The sequence below is a fragment of the Mesorhizobium sp. CAU 1732 genome (assembly GCF_039888675.1).
Lineage (GTDB): Bacteria > Pseudomonadota > Alphaproteobacteria > Rhizobiales > Rhizobiaceae > Aerobium.
The window spans coordinates 1,937,379-1,953,874 of the sequence record NZ_JBDQQR010000001.1 but is presented as its reverse complement, the minus strand read 5'-3'; the positions used below and the strand labels follow the sequence as shown (position 1 = coordinate 1,953,874).

11 protein-coding genes are annotated in these 16,496 nt (G+C 59.9%); 7 read left to right on the top strand and 4 right to left on the bottom strand.

Annotated elements, in window-relative coordinates:
- The first annotated feature begins 300 nt into the window (after positions 1 to 300).
- Positions 301 to 849, top strand: coding sequence for a PIN domain-containing protein (locus AAFN55_RS09560; protein WP_347798615.1), 549 nt, complete (start codon positions 301 to 303; stop codon positions 847 to 849).
- Positions 850 to 934: 85 nt separating this feature from the next.
- Here AAFN55_RS09560 and AAFN55_RS09555 read toward each other — a convergent pair whose 3' ends face one another.
- Positions 935 to 4,243: a TM0106 family RecB-like putative nuclease gene (locus tag AAFN55_RS09555; protein ID WP_347798614.1), complete on the bottom strand. Its 3,309-nt coding sequence runs from the start codon at positions 4,241 to 4,243 to the stop codon at positions 935 to 937.
- A 78-nt stretch (positions 4,244 to 4,321) separates the two neighbouring features.
- On the opposite strand from AAFN55_RS09555, the gene AAFN55_RS09550 reads away from it, so the two are divergent.
- The 3 genes from AAFN55_RS09550 (at position 4,322) to AAFN55_RS09540 (ending at position 6,508) form a co-directional block, all read left to right on the top strand.
- Entirely contained in the window at positions 4,322 to 5,314 is a 993-nt protein-coding gene (locus AAFN55_RS09550) for a WYL domain-containing protein (RefSeq protein ID WP_347798613.1), read from the top strand.
- Between the two features lie 170 nt (positions 5,315 to 5,484).
- Positions 5,485 to 6,285: a DUF1883 domain-containing protein gene (locus AAFN55_RS09545; RefSeq protein WP_347798612.1), complete on the top strand. Its 801-nt coding sequence runs from the start codon at positions 5,485 to 5,487 to the stop codon at positions 6,283 to 6,285.
- 25 nt (positions 6,286 to 6,310) lie between these two features.
- Complete coding sequence (locus AAFN55_RS09540; RefSeq protein WP_347798611.1) at positions 6,311 to 6,508, top strand: hypothetical protein; 198 nt, start codon at positions 6,311 to 6,313, stop codon at positions 6,506 to 6,508.
- 698 nt (positions 6,509 to 7,206) lie between these two features.
- On the opposite strand, the gene dcm is transcribed toward AAFN55_RS09540, so the two are convergent.
- Positions 7,207 to 9,300, bottom strand: a complete 2,094-nt coding sequence (dcm, locus tag AAFN55_RS09535) for a DNA (cytosine-5-)-methyltransferase (RefSeq protein WP_347798610.1) — start codon at positions 9,298 to 9,300, stop codon at positions 7,207 to 7,209.
- 224 nt (positions 9,301 to 9,524) lie between these two features.
- On the opposite strand from dcm, the gene AAFN55_RS09530 reads away from it, so the two are divergent.
- On the top strand, positions 9,525 to 10,967 hold the full coding sequence (locus AAFN55_RS09530) for a DNA cytosine methyltransferase (RefSeq protein WP_347798609.1): 1,443 nt from the start codon (positions 9,525 to 9,527) through the stop codon (positions 10,965 to 10,967).
- A 163-nt stretch (positions 10,968 to 11,130) separates the two neighbouring features.
- Here the strand turns inward: AAFN55_RS09530 and AAFN55_RS09525 are convergent, their stop codons facing one another.
- Both AAFN55_RS09525 and AAFN55_RS09520 read right to left on the bottom strand, forming a co-directional pair.
- Positions 11,131 to 14,274, bottom strand: coding sequence for a class I SAM-dependent DNA methyltransferase (locus AAFN55_RS09525; RefSeq protein WP_347798608.1), 3,144 nt, complete (start codon positions 14,272 to 14,274; stop codon positions 11,131 to 11,133).
- Positions 14,275 to 14,596: 322 nt separating this feature from the next.
- Entirely contained in the window at positions 14,597 to 15,286 is a 690-nt protein-coding gene (locus AAFN55_RS09520; protein ID WP_347798607.1) for a HEPN domain-containing protein, read from the bottom strand.
- Between the two features lie 383 nt (positions 15,287 to 15,669).
- On the opposite strand from AAFN55_RS09520, the gene AAFN55_RS09515 reads away from it, so the two are divergent.
- Together AAFN55_RS09515 and AAFN55_RS09510 are read left to right on the top strand one after the other, a co-directional pair.
- Entirely contained in the window at positions 15,670 to 15,819 is a 150-nt protein-coding gene (locus AAFN55_RS09515; RefSeq protein ID WP_347798606.1) for a hypothetical protein, read from the top strand.
- A gap of 179 nt (positions 15,820 to 15,998) precedes the next feature.
- Positions 15,999 to 16,487 (top strand): hypothetical protein, encoded by a 489-nt coding sequence (locus AAFN55_RS09510; protein WP_347798605.1) that lies wholly within the window; start codon positions 15,999 to 16,001, stop codon positions 16,485 to 16,487.
- The last annotated feature ends 9 nt before the right edge of the window (positions 16,488 to 16,496 follow it).

Genomic DNA, 16,496 nt, shown 5'->3' with positions numbered 1-16,496 from the left:
CAAGGGGACCGCCTCCCGCAAGCAGCGCCCTACCCTTCGGCGAAGAGCTCGCCCGGTCAAGTGTCACCCTGAATTGCCGATTGTCGTCGCGAATGATCTGCGGACCACGGCTAGCCGCCGCTTCTAGCAAATCATCGAACCTCTTACGCGCCTCGGGAACGTCCCAGACGTTGGAGTCCTTCGACGCACCCGATTCCTTGCCCAAACCAGTACTCATTGTGTTCCTTGTCCACAAGCAAACCGCGGATTAACGGAATGCCGGTGACTCCGACATAGGTTCAAGCTGTTTACATAGCATGGATGGTCGCCTTGAGCCCACTGCCTAGCATGTATGTCCTGGATACGAATGTGCTCAGCGAGCTTGCGCGCAAACGGCCGAACCCCACCGTCGTCGACTGGGTGGCATCGGAACCTACCGCGATGAGCATCCCGTTCGGCGCCGTGATCGAAATTGAAAGGGGCATCGTCAATCTTGCCAGCCGCGATATTTCCGGAGCGCATCTGTTTTCGGAATGGCTGGGATCGCTTCTGGCGTCGGACATTGTGTTTCTGCCGATGGATTCAGATACTGCTCGCCTCTACGGGAGAATGACGATGGTACCGGCACTCCGTGACCTCTGGTTTCCATCCACGCCGCCCAAGAAGCTGAAATTGGGCCAAGACCTTTCGATAGCGGCAGTGGCGATCATCACGGGAGCCCCGATCGCGACCATGAACATCAAGGATTTCCTGCGGATCGACAGATATTTCCCGCTGCCGGGCCTCTACAATCCTGCGATGAGCGAATGGTGCATTCGGCCCAGGGTGCCCCCGCAACGCATCAAGATGTGTCCGCACGAAAAAAGATGATCGCACCAGCACAGTGCGTAGCTCCCGGTAGCGCGAGGTCTCCACCCGTCGGCTCACGAAGTGAAGCAACAACCGTCCAGCTACGCTACCCGACAGCGCGCCGGTCGGCACGGTCACGAACCATGCAGAGCGAGTTCACAAGTCGCATTTCCTCAAGGGTCGAGCATTGGACGTCGAGCAGGCGCGGCGAGCAGAACAGCATGGCCAGCGCCTGTGCACGCGAGATCGCCACGTTCAGGCGGTTCAGGCTGAACAGGAAATCGATACTCCGCGGCATCTCGGCGCCGCTGGACGTCGCGAATGAAATCAGGCACGCCGGAGCTTCCTGCCCCTGGAAGCGATCCACTGTTCCAATGCGTGCGCCGTCAGGAAGCTTGGAGGTCAGCAGGTTGACCTGAGCGTTGTAGGGAGAGACGACGAGGATGTCGTCGATCGTCATCTTCCGCTCCACGCCCTCCCGGTCGACGAACGATGCGCCCAGAAGACGCTCGAAGGCAGCGCATACGGCATCCGCTTCTTCAATGCTCTCCTGTGAATTCCCCTCATGTGCAATGTCGATGAAGGCGACACCGGTGGCTGGCAATCCGCCTCCGGCAAAGCGGATCGCCTGCCGCGAGGCGTCCTCGTCGCTCTCGAGGCGGCCGTCGTAAGCCAAGCGCGAGACCAAGCTGCACACGTCTGGGTGCATCCGGCGCGAAACAGGCAGGAAGATGCCGCGATCGGCGGCCACGGCATGATCTCCGCCGAGGAGATACTCCAACGTAGACAATGCTGTCTCGCCCGGATGCACGCCCTGGATCGGTTGAGGCAGCTGCATCTGGTCGCCTACCAACACGATGTTGCTAGCGCAGCCGGACGCGGCCATCAGGTTGGCGATCGACACCTGTCCCGCCTCGTCTACGAAGACATGGCTAAACGTGCCAATGAGGTCAGGCCGGGCGAAAAGCCAGGCGGTCCCGCCGACGACGGAAGCCGTCATCAGGACCGCGTCCTCGTTCTTCGAAGTCGAGATGATCGTGGGATCGTCCGGCGCGTCTTCAGGCTTGGAGATCTTCTTGGCGATCTGGATGCGGCTTCCCGCCTCTCGCGCCCTCTTCGCCACCTCGACCAACAGGTTGTTGATCGCCTTGTGGCTGTGCGACATGACGGCGACACGCCGCCCCTTCTGCACTAGGTCAAAGATCGCCTTCGAGCTGACATAGGTCTTCCCGGTACCGGGAGGTCCTTGGATCGGCAGGCATCCGCCCTCCAGATTTCGGATCGCCGCCACGGTTTCGATGACGCGTTCCCTTCCCGGAATCAAAGGATCGCCAGATCGGACGTCGCGGATACGAGGCGGTTCGCGCCTTAGGAAATCCGCAAATGCCGAGCCCTTGAACCCTGCGGCAATCAAGCCGTCCGTCACGCGTGCGACGGCGGCCCGAAGCACCTTGGCGTCAAGAGGCTGCTCAGGAACGAGGTCAACGCTATCGGGCGGGACGATGGCCTTAGGAAACTTGACCGTGATTTCCCGTGCCGTTCGGTCGAGCTCGACGATAGTCGCCTTTCCCTTCATGCCGCGCATGGCGGCGCCGCTGCCTTCCCGCATCTTTGTCTGCTGGGGAGGATAACGGTACCGCCTCTCCTGTCCTGAGGCGGGACGGATCGCGGACAGTCTGCCGATACTCTCGAGATCGTCGATCAGTTCTGCCGTTTCCCTATCCTGCCTGTCGAAGTATTCCCACCAGCCCGGCTTGTCGGCCCGCTTATGAAATCCGTTCAGCTCGAAAACGAGATCAGCCAAACGATCGCCGATCTGCAGGCGGAGTGCTTCGATCCTGTCGCGCAACGCGATACGTTCCGGCTCTTCGACCGGAGCGGAGGTTTCAGGAGCCGTCGGCACGAACCAGGGCAGCTCGGAAGGCCTCACCTTCTCCACGAGCCAGTCGCGCAGCCCCTTAGTCGATCTGCAGTCGACCTCATTGTAGGCGGCGATCTCGTCTAGGAGCTTCTGGTCGCCGGTGTCGAGCCATTGCTCATAGGCGACGATGCTGGCTCCGGCAGTGGCCACCTCCCCGTCCCGCTTCTCCATATAAAAGGCTTCGAGGTCCTTGATGGAGTAGCCCGCTTCCGAGGCCACCAGACCCTGCTGGACGACCCGGTACAGGTCGACAAACTTTCCGGTCCGCAGCAAGTGGTCGAGGTGGTGCTCCGCGACGCCATAATTCGTCGCGAGCCGCTTCAATGCGGTCACCTCATAGTGGTTGTAGTGATAGACGTACGCCTCTGGATGCCGGGCAAGGTGCGACGTGAAGAAGGCCAGCACGTCTTCCGTGGCGATCCGCTCCTGCTGCTCGTCGTGTGCCCACCACGTGCGGAATTCCGACCGACCATCCGTCTCACGGTATACGCCGAACAGGTATTCACGCCCGCCGTCGACGAGCGGGTCGCCTTCCATGTCGAAGAAGAGGTCGCCATTGGCGGGACGCGGCAAGCGCAAGAGCCCGCGGCCAGATTCCATCGATCGGAGGATGAACGAAGGGGTACCGCCATCGCAGCGGGCGCTCTGAAGGCGAGCCTGGTTCCTCAACCTCCACAACACCGTTTCCTGGATGCCGGGAATCGGCAACTCGGAGTCGGCGAACGCCCGCATGGTGGAGATTCCTGCACCCGCCAACTTCCGACGCTGTTGTCGCGTCATTCCGGCAACTTTCACGAGACTGTCGGCCTCTGTCCAATTTGCGTCGCAATGCTCACGCCAACGGCATAGGCCGCAGGCGCTAACGGGCTCGGCCACGGTCGTCCAAGGAGCTTCGACGAACTCTTCGAGGCGGCTGGCAAGGCGTGACGCATAGTAGACGGCGTCCTCAACGAGGAAGCTCGCCCTTTCGCCGTTGCCTAGCTGAACGTGGGCCGAGCGAGGGAGGGCGACTTGTACTTCCGAAATCGCCTTTGAGTAGATGCTCAACTGAAGCGCATGCTTCGGATCCGCGCGCCGCTTCAGCTTGGTGTCGACCGCCTCATAGCTGAAGTGACCAAGGGCAGACGGCTTCTCTACCCGCTCCAAGAAGTCGGAATAGCCTTGCCATCGCCCGGTTCGCAGCGCCCCTTGATAGATGACATCGAAACCATCGCGCATGGCCGCTACGGTCGCGGCCGCCGCCTCGTCAAAACCATGACCATCGCTCTCGATTGTCGCGATGCGCCGTCCAGCCGCCTTCAACGAAGCCAGATAGGCCGCTTCGTGCTCGTGCCCCTTCTTCTGCAGCAACAATGCGTCTTCGCTCTCTTCCGCGGGGCTGATCGCGTCGCCTCGAACGAGAGCCAAGTCAAGCGCCGTCGCATGCTCGCAGCCCTGAAATCGCATCAGGTCCGTCGGCGACAGCACGATTTCTTTCGCGCCTGACAGTCTCATTGCCAGTTACCCAAGCCAATCCGACGGTAACTATACGCTAAAAGTATTGAGCGAAAATTTCTGTCATTGGGGGCACGGATGTCGTTTGAAAGTGCAAGGAAACTTATCGAGCTTGCGGCAATGGTCCGCGCCCATCGTCAAGGGGTAACTCTCGACGATGTCGTCGAACGTTTTAATGTGGCTATGCGAACCGCCCAGAGAATGGTCCATGCCCTGGAAGAGATTTTCATCGACGCAGACAGCTACATCGATGATCTGGGCCGTAAACGCTGGCGTATGCGCGGCAACGGGCTACGGGACTTCCTGACGATAACAGCCGAACAGACAGCTGCATTGGACGTCGCCATCGACGCCATGGTTCGCGACGGGGCGACTGCGGAGGCCTCTCACCTCCGGACGATCCGCGACGTTGTCCATGCTCTGGTTCCCGACAACCGTGCCATTCGGATCGAGACCGACCACGAGGCTCTTTTGGAGGCGATGGGCCTGCTGGCGCGTCCGGGCCCCCGTCCGCTGGTCGACGAAAAGCTGTCGGCCGTCGTCGCAGAAGCGATCAAAGGCTGCACCTTGATCGAGTTCGACTATACCTCGAATGACGGTAAGACGCGCAGGCGGTCGGTGGCGCCTCTCGGGGTGCTTATCGGCAACAGGCGGTACCTGGTCGGCCGTGATGGCGAAGAAGAAGAAGGTCGGTCGAAGCACTTCCGGATGGACCGGATGTCGGATGCGCGAAACACCGATCAGCCGTTTGTCCGACCGCAGGCCTTCGACATCCGCCGGTTCGCCGAACGGGCGTTCGGCGTCTTCGAACGGGAAGACGAGTTCGGCGAGGTCGTGCTGACGTTTTCGCCCGATGCCGCAAGCGAAGCACGATCCTACGAATTCCACCCGTCGCAGGTTGTCACCGACCTGCCTGATGGCCGGCTGGAGGTCCGCTTCCATGCCTCCGGACATCTGGAGATGGCATGGCATCTGTATATGTGGGGCGACAAGGTCGAGGTGTTGGCTCCCGACCGCCTGCGCAACTTGGTTGGGAATCACCGCCGCGGAGATTTTCCAGCTCTTCCGTAAGCGAAGTCGAAGTATCTCCGTGGAGCAAGTGTCGGAGATCGCGTCTTGTCATGGGAGAGGCAGGACGCAGGCCGAGCCGGAGTCGCTCCCCTTGTCTCAAACTTGCAGGGTGACAGCTTCTGACACGCTCGCATGCTGATCTTTTCGCCGTAAGGTAACGGAGAAGATTGGTGAGCTTTACCCACTACAACCTCGGGCATGTTGATCGCGGCAGCGTCGTCGTCGTGACCCTCCAAGGGAACGCTGCGAACGTCCGGCTGATGGACGGCCCCAACTTCAGCAACTACCGGGCGGGCCGACGGCACCGCTATGTCGGCGGCCTCGCGAGAAGTTCTCCGGTCCGCCTTCAGGTTCCGAATTCGGGAACCTGGCATGTCGCGATCGACATGCAGGGCCTTCGCGGCTCGGTCAGGACAGGCGTTCAGGTCATTCCGGGTGCTGCGCTCCGACCACTTCCGACAATCAACGAGGCTCCGCTGCACAGCGTTCCAACGCTCGTGCGAAACGCGGAGGACGAACTCGTGCCTACGGCAGAAGCGCCTGAAGGAAGGGTGTTCGATGTTTTTATCTCACACGCCTCGGAAGACAAGGACGACGTAGTCCGCCCGCTTGCAAGCGCCCTGCGCGAAGCCGGCCTGTCTGTTTGGTACGACGAGTTCGAGCTGCGTATCGGCGATAGCCTGCGGCGCAAGATCGACCGCGGTCTCGGAAGCAGCCGCTTCGGCGTAGTCGTCCTTTCCAATGCCTTCTTCGGCAAAGGATGGCCTGAGTATGAACTCGACGGGCTGGTGACACGTGCCGTCTCCGGCGAGCAAATCCTTCTGCCGATCTGGCACAATGTCACCAAGCGCGAGGTGATCGGCTATTCGCCTTCTCTCGCCGACCGTCTGGCGCGTAGCACCGCTACCCATACTGTCGAGGAGATAGCCGCCGAAATCGCGGAGGTTGTGCGTATGCCTATGGCGGCCTGACGGCCACTTTATCGGAGAAGACAGGATGAGACAGCAAGTCGAAGACGAGTGGAATGGTTGGGACGGTGACACGATCGTTCGCCTCACCGATGGTTCGGTATGGCGCCAGGAAGAGTACCACTATGAGTATCGGTACGCGTACCGCCCCAATGTGACGCTCTCGAATAACATCATGCACGTCGACGGAATGAGCCGCAGCATCCGGGTACGCCGGATCGACTAGAAACACGGTGTAAACGTCATTCACCTGCGCCGCCAGCTGCAGATCGTCACGAGTCATGGGACACGCGGAATCATTCCGGCGACGCCCGGGGTTCACGTCTGCTCGCGATGTCGTCGAGCCATTTCGCAAGAACGCGTCCACCTTTTTTGCATCCGCGGGAAAGCCAGCGGAGATTTGGCAACTGTTCGCCTAGTGCCGACATGACACGAGAGAGCGAGAAATCTACAGCGCGCCGCCAACGTCCTGACACTCGGGGTCGACAATAATGGCTACCACATGGACCCTGATCCGCTCCGCGCTGGTTCGGTATCGCCGCCCCGATCCTTGCGAAAGAACACGAAGTCCAAGGTTCGGTGCGCGCAGCCCCGCCGCCCGCCGCCGATCATCGAGGCGATTACCAGACCTACTCGCCGCAGAAGTAGGCAACCACGACGCCCGTTCCATTGTGGTCCTGGGGCCCGGCCGTTCCGCGTGATCCAGAGGCCCAAAAAGCGCACGGCATCGCCACTACTCTCTTGGACGAAATCGCTGCCTACGCCGACTGCATCGACAGGGCCCGCGCCGAGGCCGCCCCTGCGCCCGGATCGTCGCAAAAGACGCAGGAGGAAATCGCGTCAGCTACCTTCACCGGGATTGGCGCATTCGTAGAACGCACGCAAACGATCCGGAGGCTGCCCGACGCCGAGCAGCAGCGCCAACTAATCGGAATGCGAAAGCCGTTTCAAATCCAGTCCCCGCCCCGTGGGGATTGGAGACGCTAGCGCCCGCTCCAGATCTACCTCGGACCCCGTGAGCGCCCGCATGATCGCCAGTCCCATTGCACGAGCCATCCTCGGGGGGAACGCGTTCGCAATCTGTCGAAACTGTTGCTGCTTGCTTCCGCAGAATTGCCAGACGTCCGGGAAATCCTGAACCCTGGCCATCATCCGAAGAGTCAATTTCGGGCGCATACCCGCCGGGGAGTTTTTGTCGGGAACCGACTTTGCCAAACCGCCCGGATCGACCCCAAGGTCGGTCCAGCTCTTGCGGCTCTTTTTCTGCGCGAGATCGATACCCTTCTTTTTCTGGCTGCCGCCAATCAGTGTCGGCGCGTAGCCATTGGCTTTCGCAGCCCATGCATCCACGTGCTTCCAGCCGTTTGCACCCATTAAATCCTTCAGAACTTCGCCAACGGTCGGTGCTGCAGTCCGCAGTGGAGTCGGCCACCTGAACCTGTGCATGATGCCGGGCCGGAATCCTACGAGGACCGCCCGTTCCCGCTTCTGACAAAGCCCAAACTCGGGTCCGTACAGCGTCCGCCACTCGGCGTCGTAACCCATGGCCGCCATCTCGGCGAGAATCTCGAGCCGATACATACTGTTGGTGCTCTGAAGCGCGCCGGTCACGTTCTCCAGCATCACAGCCTTCGGTCGAAGCTGTCTCACCAGCTCCAAGGCTTGGGGGAACAGGTCTCGCGCGTCATGTCTGCCCATACGCTCGCCCGAGGCCGAGAACGGCTGACATGGCACCCCTCCTGCGAGGAGATCGATTCCTTTGTAGGCGGCGAGATCGAGTTCCCTGAGGTCTGCCTGAACGACATTCCATAGAGGCTTGTTCTGGCGCAGAGTCGCCGCAGCGTCCCTATCGATTTCAACGAGCCCAGCATGTGCGAATCCTGCAGCATGGAGCCCGAGCGCCTGGCCTCCGGCGCCGGCACAGATCTCAAGGACCGACACGGTCTGCTCGAGTTCCGGCGTTGCGAGATCATGATCGCCTGCGGTGTCGAGAGGCAGCCTGCCGCTGAGGCGCAACCGTCTGCGCGAGGCACGCGGGTCGTTGTCTCTGTCGTGGCCGAAGGCCCACGCCAAATCCCAGATCAGCAACTGATCGATCTTCAGTGGAGCGCTTTTCGGCCAGTCCCAGTCGACGTCCGGGAATAGGTCGCGCTCGCCAATACGTTGAAGCGCAACAAGTACACGCGGCCACCCAGCCCTTTCGACATTGAGTCTGGGCGTCTCGGATGTCGCGAGGAGATTGGCGTCAAGGTGATCTGGCATCCTGCGATGCAGGTCTCGAGCCTTCTCGCAGAGCTGCTCGGCCCGTGCGACAGTGGACTCAGAACGGTCCTCGTGGGGGTCGATGATGGAGAGTTCGAGAAGTTCGTTGATCACCCCTTCCAAATCCCGCAGCCAATTCGACGCTGCGTGTCGCGCTTTCTTCGCCGCAAACGCCTTGAATGCCCTCTCCCTCGATTGATCAGGACTCTCGCTACGCACCGATTCAGCCAGCCCGATATCTCTTTTCAGGGCGCGCAACTCCTTGGTCTGAAGACTGCGGCCCGAGCAGATCATGGAAAACGCTTCGCGCCGGACGATCTCATTCTGCTGAGCGAGCTCGAGCATCACGGTCACGGCTACGCCGCTGTCGATTAGAATTTCACGCTGTTGTCCAAGTACGGAAACCAACTTCGCGTATCTGGCGACGTCCTGACGGGGCACCTGGCATTCGTTCGCAAGAAATGCAGCAATGCTTGCTCGCGGCAGTGTCTCCTCAAGGCTCTTCCAAAGGTCGCCGATCCGAAAGGCTTCGCGCGCCTGTCTCGCTCGCCAAGTCGCGACGGACTTCTTCAGCTTGACGAGCTCTCTACCGTAGAGGGCTTCGAAATCGCGATCGAAGGGCGGCGCAGCCACGTCGTCCCCGGCGCCCGCGTCATCTCGATTGTCGGCAATTTCAGCCGTCTGCTCAGCCCTCTCGGCAGCTACGTCCGTCAACGGCTCTTCAACGACCGCTTTGATCTCACCCTGTCGATCCACTCTAGTTCCCCTCCACCTTGAAAATTAGATAGATCAAGGGGCTACAGGCAGACGCTTTGAGATGACGTTAGCGATACCCGTAAAATGCGAGGTATTCCCTCTGAGCAAAATCGTCTTAACGAGCCCTTATGTCGGGCCTCCATTTTGGTGGCCTCGCTCGAACGAAATTGAAACCCGACTGTCCTACCTCTGCCTTCCAATCCATAAAATGACGGGGAGCGAAAGTGAAAGTAGTCGATCTATTTTGCGGCTGTGGCGGGTTCAGCCATGGAATGAGAAAAGCGGGTTACAGCATCGTCGGCGCATTCGACGTCAAGCCCGAGGCGCTTGCAGTGCACGCGGCGAACAATCCCGCCGTGGGGCCGACACCTATGCCGAAATGGATGGCCCATCGCTATCGCAAGAGGCGCGAGTTCATGCACGCGGATCTTGGCAATCTGCTGCGGTGGGTGCCGGAGATCAGCCATCTGAAACCGGACGTGATCGTCGGCGGGCCGCCCTGTCAGCCGTTTTCGCCCTTTGGTAGACGCGGCGGCGACAACGATGAGAAGTCCCTGCTGAGCCTGGCTTTTGCGATCATCACGACCTCGGTCCATCCCCGATTTTTCGTCATGGAGAACGTTCCCGAGCTCCAGAAGACAGAAACTTTTCGCAAAGTAACGGACCTCTTCCGCACCTCCGGGTACGGCCTGACAGAGCGTGTGGTGACCACAAGCGACTACGGGTCCCCTCAGAAGCGGAACCGTCTGATCCTGGCGGGTTGTGTCGGAGAAACGGACGGATGGCTAAACGAATACCTGGACCAGACGCGGCATGAACATAAGCCTGTCATCCGAGACGTTCTGGGCGAAGGATTCGGGCCACTCTTTTTCCGGCGCGGCCATTATGCCGGGCAACGCAGGTCGTTTTTCAGGACTGACGAACACTGCCCGACCATTACGTCGACGACTGGCAGGGGGACGCGGGCGCCATATGTTCTGAGGCCGGCCGATATTCGCGTCCTTCGGTCGGTGGGCGAAGGAATCGCGGTTCTTGGGAGGGGCCCTGACTACGTCCCGCAAGCGGGCGATACGATCCCGGCGAGGAATCTTCCTGTCGGAGGTCAGAAAGAACTCGCTTTGCTCGCGAGCTTTCCAGCCAACTGGAAATGGCAGACTGAGGGAGGACGGGCGCCAACCAAAGCAGACGTCATGCAGATGATCGGGAATGCGGTTCCGCCCACTTTGTCCGAAGCACTCGGTGAGAGCTTGCGGCTATACCGCATCGGCAAGATGGAGGAGACGCCGGACGTCCCAGATTCGATCCATCCCCTGTTCTACGAGTGGCTACGGGACAACAAAGCCTTCGACGAGACCCGTATCGAATCCCTGCGCCGTCATGGTGCACGGGCACGGGCCTTGGTTGCTCCTCGCGCCCTTTCAACGCCGGAACAGGAACTCAAAGCCTTCGATCAGATCGTCAAGATGAGGCCCCTGATCGCCAGTGATCCTGATCAGGCGGCGATGCGCGAATCCTTGTATCTCGCTTATGATTGGTCGCTTGCTTTGGAGGGCCGACCTCCGGAGGATTCGTTCTTCGATGACCATGAGCGCGAGTCCGCGGACGAAGAGTACGTCAATCCTCCCCCACGGTTCTCGCGGCTCCTTTGCGCTTCTGCTCGGGCATAGTTCCCCATTTCGCTAACGCGTGCATCGTGATTTCGATATTCCGTCGAGAACAGCAGATGTTGCTCCCATCTCGCCCTAGGACGAGATGGGAGGCTTATTTGCCGGGGTAAACGAGCGATCAACATCCGGAGTACGACATTTCGCACAACTCAGCTGATCTGGATCAGGAAACTCGGCGTTTGACCCTTTGTGGACGGTCTGCTGCCGTCGGCCGGTTTTCGCGATCGTCGGTGATCAACTGCTGTGGATCGACTCCTGACTTGCGGTTACCTGCAATGGGCAACTTCATCTGCGGAGCACGTCGAGCTTCCTCCGGTGTAGGGCGGCGTGGCTTTCTGATCTTCGCCCCTGTCCTGGCGCGCGCCTCGAACGCCTCGCGCGCCAGATTAAGTTCCAGGAGCTTGGCCAACGCCTCATCATCAGAGATATCCTCAGGCCATCCGTAGGCTGCGGCAACGGCTGCGTCCAAATCCGAGTGGGCGTCGACCAGCCACTGCGGACGCCGATTGTAAAGAGTGGTCAGGGTGCGGTCACGCAGGATTGCATCGGACGCTGCGTCCTTCGCGATCATTCGATCGGGATAGCCGGGTACGACCTCGGGCTGGATCTGAACAAGGTCGCTGGGGTTGAGCCAGGCATTTCGCAGGTCGTCAAGTCTCTTGGCCGCGCTTGATATCGCGATAGCGCGAGAGTCCCTTTCGTATCGAACCGCAGGGATGTCCGGTGTGAGCCCCTCGGGGAGCGGGAAGGTCTCGAATACCCCCGCACTATTGTAGGTCGGATCATTGCCGACGCCGTGCCACGAACAGGTTCCCAAGCTCCATGCCTCGTGAAATCGAGAGTGTAGAATCCCGAAAAAGACATCGTCCGACCGAGAAAAGGCAAAGATACGAGAGTCGGGCACAATTGATCGATCAAGCCATATGAATGTACGATGCTTTGCGACGCGAGGTGTTGCCGCGTAGCGCGAATGACCGTGCAAGGAAGCATGGAAAGCTGGCCTGGGCTCGACGTGCCGCCACCAGCGCTCGCGGTATGCATCACGCCTGTTCTGTGACCGCTCCGGAAACACATGCTCTCTGATGTGTTGGAACGGCGCCTCGTAAAGTGCGGCCTCCTGCTCGGACATCTCCCAGCCGAAGTCCACGATCCACATGTCGCGGCCGCGGCGAGTGATATCCATTCCATTGCGCCATGGACGGAGAACGTCTGAGTTCGGCCTGCCGTTAGGGTTCATCGGCATGGAGAGCCAGGCACGCGCCAAGCTGCCTGGGACATCGAACGCGCCGCCTTTCGTGTCTCCCATGAATGCCACGTTCTGATTCTCAGCGAGACGCCGCGCCTTGGTAAGATCGGTCGCGCCGGCGGTAAGGTCGGAATTTATCTGAGCAACCGACTTGCCATCGAGCCGCAGCTCGTCATCACCTTGGCCAAAGCAGATGAGCGACACTCGCACGGCTGCTCCATCCACGACCCACGGTTCATCGCTCCAAGCTTCGAATAGTCGGCTCTCAGCGACGATCCTATCCAAAACCTTTCGGTTCGCGCCTCCACGTATGGAATTTGTCGTGACCAGACCCACTCTGCGCGTTCGATGTGCTGCCACCGCGGCGCGGGATTTCTCCACCCAATAGCAGACGAGATCAGCCTCGCGAGAAACTCGCCCGTGGTACACCTCGAAAAGGCGTTCAACCGCCGCATCACCCAACGCTTGTCGCATCAAACGCACGCCAAGAAACGGTGGATTCCCAACAATGAAGTCTACTTCAGGCCATTCTGCTTCAGCGTTTCCCGCGGTTGGCCTTAGAGCGGCCAGAAGATCTCCTTGCGCATCACGATCTGCATCAGTGTCTTCTGCCTGCCTTACCAAGGCGTCGCGTCTCTCGATCGCATCCAGCTTGCGCAGGATCGGAATTGATTTCGAGCGGATTCCGTTCTTGATCTGCCACTGAATGTCGCCAATCCAGATTGTTGTGCGCGCGAGCTCGGCCGCCATGGTGTTGACTTCGATCCCACGCAGGATTTCCGGCCCTACGAGCGGAAGCTGAGCGGGCAAACCGAGCATCTCGCAGTCTAGGTTGGCGCGGTGTTCGATATCCTTCACGCCCTGTAGAGCGAGGTACAGGAAGTTCCCCGACCCGCATGCCGGATCCAGGATGCGGAGTTTTCGCAACCGCTCTGTGAACCGGGACCGTACTTCCCCGGCGGCTTCCTCCCGTGTCATCCGGCGGGATCGCTGCCTGCGCATTGGCGGCTTGCGATTGCCAGTCAGAAGTTCGACGATCTCCTGCCTTGCTTGTTCCCATTCCTGTCGAAGCGGCCTTAGGACGACCGGGTCGACAAGACGCATGATCTTTTCTGGGTCGGTGTAGTGCGCGCCAATCTGCGAGCGTTTCTCCGGGTCCAGGAACCGCTCGAACAGAGTTCCGAAGATCGTCGGATCGATGAGGCCCCAGTCCAGGCTGTCTGCGGCGACAAGCAGACCGATGTCGCCGTCATCGAGCTGAAGCGCTCGGCGGCCATCAAACAGGCCGCCGTTGAACCATGCGATGTCGGTCAGATCGAACTCGCCGCCGCGCTCCATCGCTTCGAAAAGCTTGTTGAGGTAGCCTATGGTCCGGTCTGGTGCGCGGGCGGATCGCCTCAGGAGCTTGGTGAACAGCCCATCCGGCAGGAGGTTCACACTCTGGGCAAAGAAGCAGAACACGAGCTGATTCACGAAATGAGCGATCTCATCCGGAGTGCCGCGCCCCCGAAGTCTAAGGGCGATCGTGGAAAACTTGTCTGCCGCCTCCTTTGTGACCGCGGCGCGAGTTCTGGTCGGCCTGAGCTTCTCCGGGTTGAAGAAGACGTTGTACAGCATCTCGCGTGCTGAAGGCTGCGCGAGGTCGTTCAGAGTGATCTCATAGGTGGACGGGACGGTGTTGGTCCAAGCGGTATGGATGCGAAGATGTTCGATGTCGCACACGATGTGGAGGGGCGGGCTCGATAGCGCCGGTGCATAACGCATCAACTGCAGGAGCGCCTCATCGAGGTTGCCGTTCTTACGCTTGTATTCCCAAGCGAAGTGACCCTTCTTCCACACGTCGGCGAAGCCTTTGCCCCCTCCGAGCTTGTTGGCGCCTTTCTCGAACGCGAAAAATTCGCCGTTCGGATCCTCATGGATTGGAGTTGGGTGGCCAACCAGCGAGCAGATATCGAGGAAGTGTTCTTGAGCCGTCTGCCGCTCTCCAAGATTCGACTTCCGCCATTTCTTGATAAAAGCAGTCGGCGTCATGGGCGCGAGCCCTGTGGCACCCATACTCATATGCGGTCCCCTTCGACATAGGCATCAGCCCGGCGGAAGAGGGTGTCAATCAAATTCTGATTATTGGTTAATATTAGAAAACCCAACTTGACAATGGAATAACGTCTTGTGCTGTCCACTACCGCATCGCCGTCCGTTGACGCGGTTCACTCGGGCCGCACCAACAATGCGGGCAAGAATATCGCCCGGTAATGTCGGGGTCGAACTCGGGGCGCGCGTGTGATCCGTCAGACACGGCAACCGACAGATCACCTTGTGCACGACGTACCGGGGCCTGCCGTTGGAGGCAATGGTGAGGAATAAGAGCCCACCAGTCCGAAAACTAGGCAGCATCCGGCTGAGCAATAATTTCGTTCGGATAAACAACGCGATTGAGCCGAAACACCAGGTTCTCCACGAAGGCCGCGATCTTGGACGCATACTGCGGCTGGATGTGCCTAACCGCACCACTGGCCTCACGATCGCCTTCATGAGCGATCTGATTGCGGCGCTTCACATAGCCGGCGAGACTTCGCTTCAGGTCATCGGCGGTGCTGTTTGGACCGGGCCATAGGGCAGATACCGAGTCAAATATCCCGGTGTGCCCTATCATGTCATAGCCGGCGTTGATCTTCTCAGGGGCCTGGTACGAGAGGAATGTCAGCGAGTTGTCCCGCAGTCGATTGGCTAGTTCCTGATGTAGATTCGTCACCGCAATCACGGGCATTGCGTCCCGAAAATTCTGGGCGTTCCGTATCGGCACGATGTTGACCATCGCCTCAGCCAATGAGTTCGGCATCGGGTTCGTCTGCAAGACGTGAGGTATCCGCTCGTACAAGACGGCATGCACATATGCGTCCAAGGCCGAGAGGCTCGTGACGATTGCAGATCGCGGTAGCCACAACAGATCTTCATTTTCCGCCGTAAGGCTGCCTCTCTGGCCTAGTCCGCGTGCACGGCGAAGCTCTTTGTACATAGCGATGAGGCTATTCGCGGCCGCAATTGAGTTTTGAAAGTCCGTATAGGCCGTCACGTTATCCCCCCATGTCGCCACAGACGCTTCGCGCCCCGTAGCGTGATATAGCCAATCGTATCACCCCGGAATCCTTCATTTAGAACGGGCGATCGAAAAACGTCAGATCCTATCAATCCGATATATTCTGGTAAGCATTCCTACATTGATTGACGCCAAAAGGCCCCTCCACGGCAGCGACTTGCCGGCGGCAGAGGGCATCACCATTGTTCAAGTTCATATCGATAGCTGAGCGGGATGGCCGCGAAGTCAGGGGCTGAGGCCTCCGGTATGTTCATGCCGGGACCCCTCTCCCGGCTTCCAGTCCGTCCCTCGACGTCTTCGTAAGCTCCGTGGATCTGTTCCGCGGAGCCCGGCAGTCTGCGTTTCAGAGGGGTTTGAACATGCGCAAGAAAGTTTCCATCGACCGTTCCATTCCGCGGGCACCGTTGCCTGACGAGTTGCATCCCGACTGGCTGTCCTCGGCAGTCGTGCTCACCGACTCGGTGGGTGACGGCAAGGCCGCCGAAAGGAGCTCATCTATAACGAGCTGACGGTTGGCAGCGGCTCGTGGGTTCCGCCTGAACCTAGCCGCGCCTCGCGTCCCATCCCGCTGCGCTCCACCGCGTCTTTTCGCGGCTCCGTCGTCGACCACGCACGCAACCGCGAGTTCGTCTACGAGAGCAAGCCTGAGCGCGGGTTCATCTACATCTCGTTGGTGAGCGAACTGGTCGTGGACTACCTCGACCAGCCGCCGTTGGTTACCTTCAGGTGGCCTGATGGGAGCAAAGGCGAGCACACGTTCGACGCACTCCTGACCTTGAAGGACACCACTCGCGTCGCGGTAGACGTGAAGCCGAAGACGAAGGTCCAAAAATCCCGGATCCTCGAAGTTCAACGGCTCATCGAGGAACAGATCGGCAAGGCATTCGCCGACGTCTATCTGCTTCGCACCGAGGACCACATCCACCCGGACGATGTCTACGACGCTCGGATGTTGCTGCGCGCGCGCAGGCTTGCTTGTGCGGCCTCGGACGCGGTCGTCGCGAAGCTAGTGGGGGGCCTTCATGGCTGGTGCCGGCTGCGGGACCTGGTCGCCGTCTCCGGCATCGGCGGGAATGCCTTCAACGCCGCTGTCCGCTTGATCGGCGACGGCATGCTTGAGGTCCGGGACTGTGCCCGGGTCTCGTACGAATGCTTCGTCAGGCGCGCCCGCGCCTGACCTTCACCA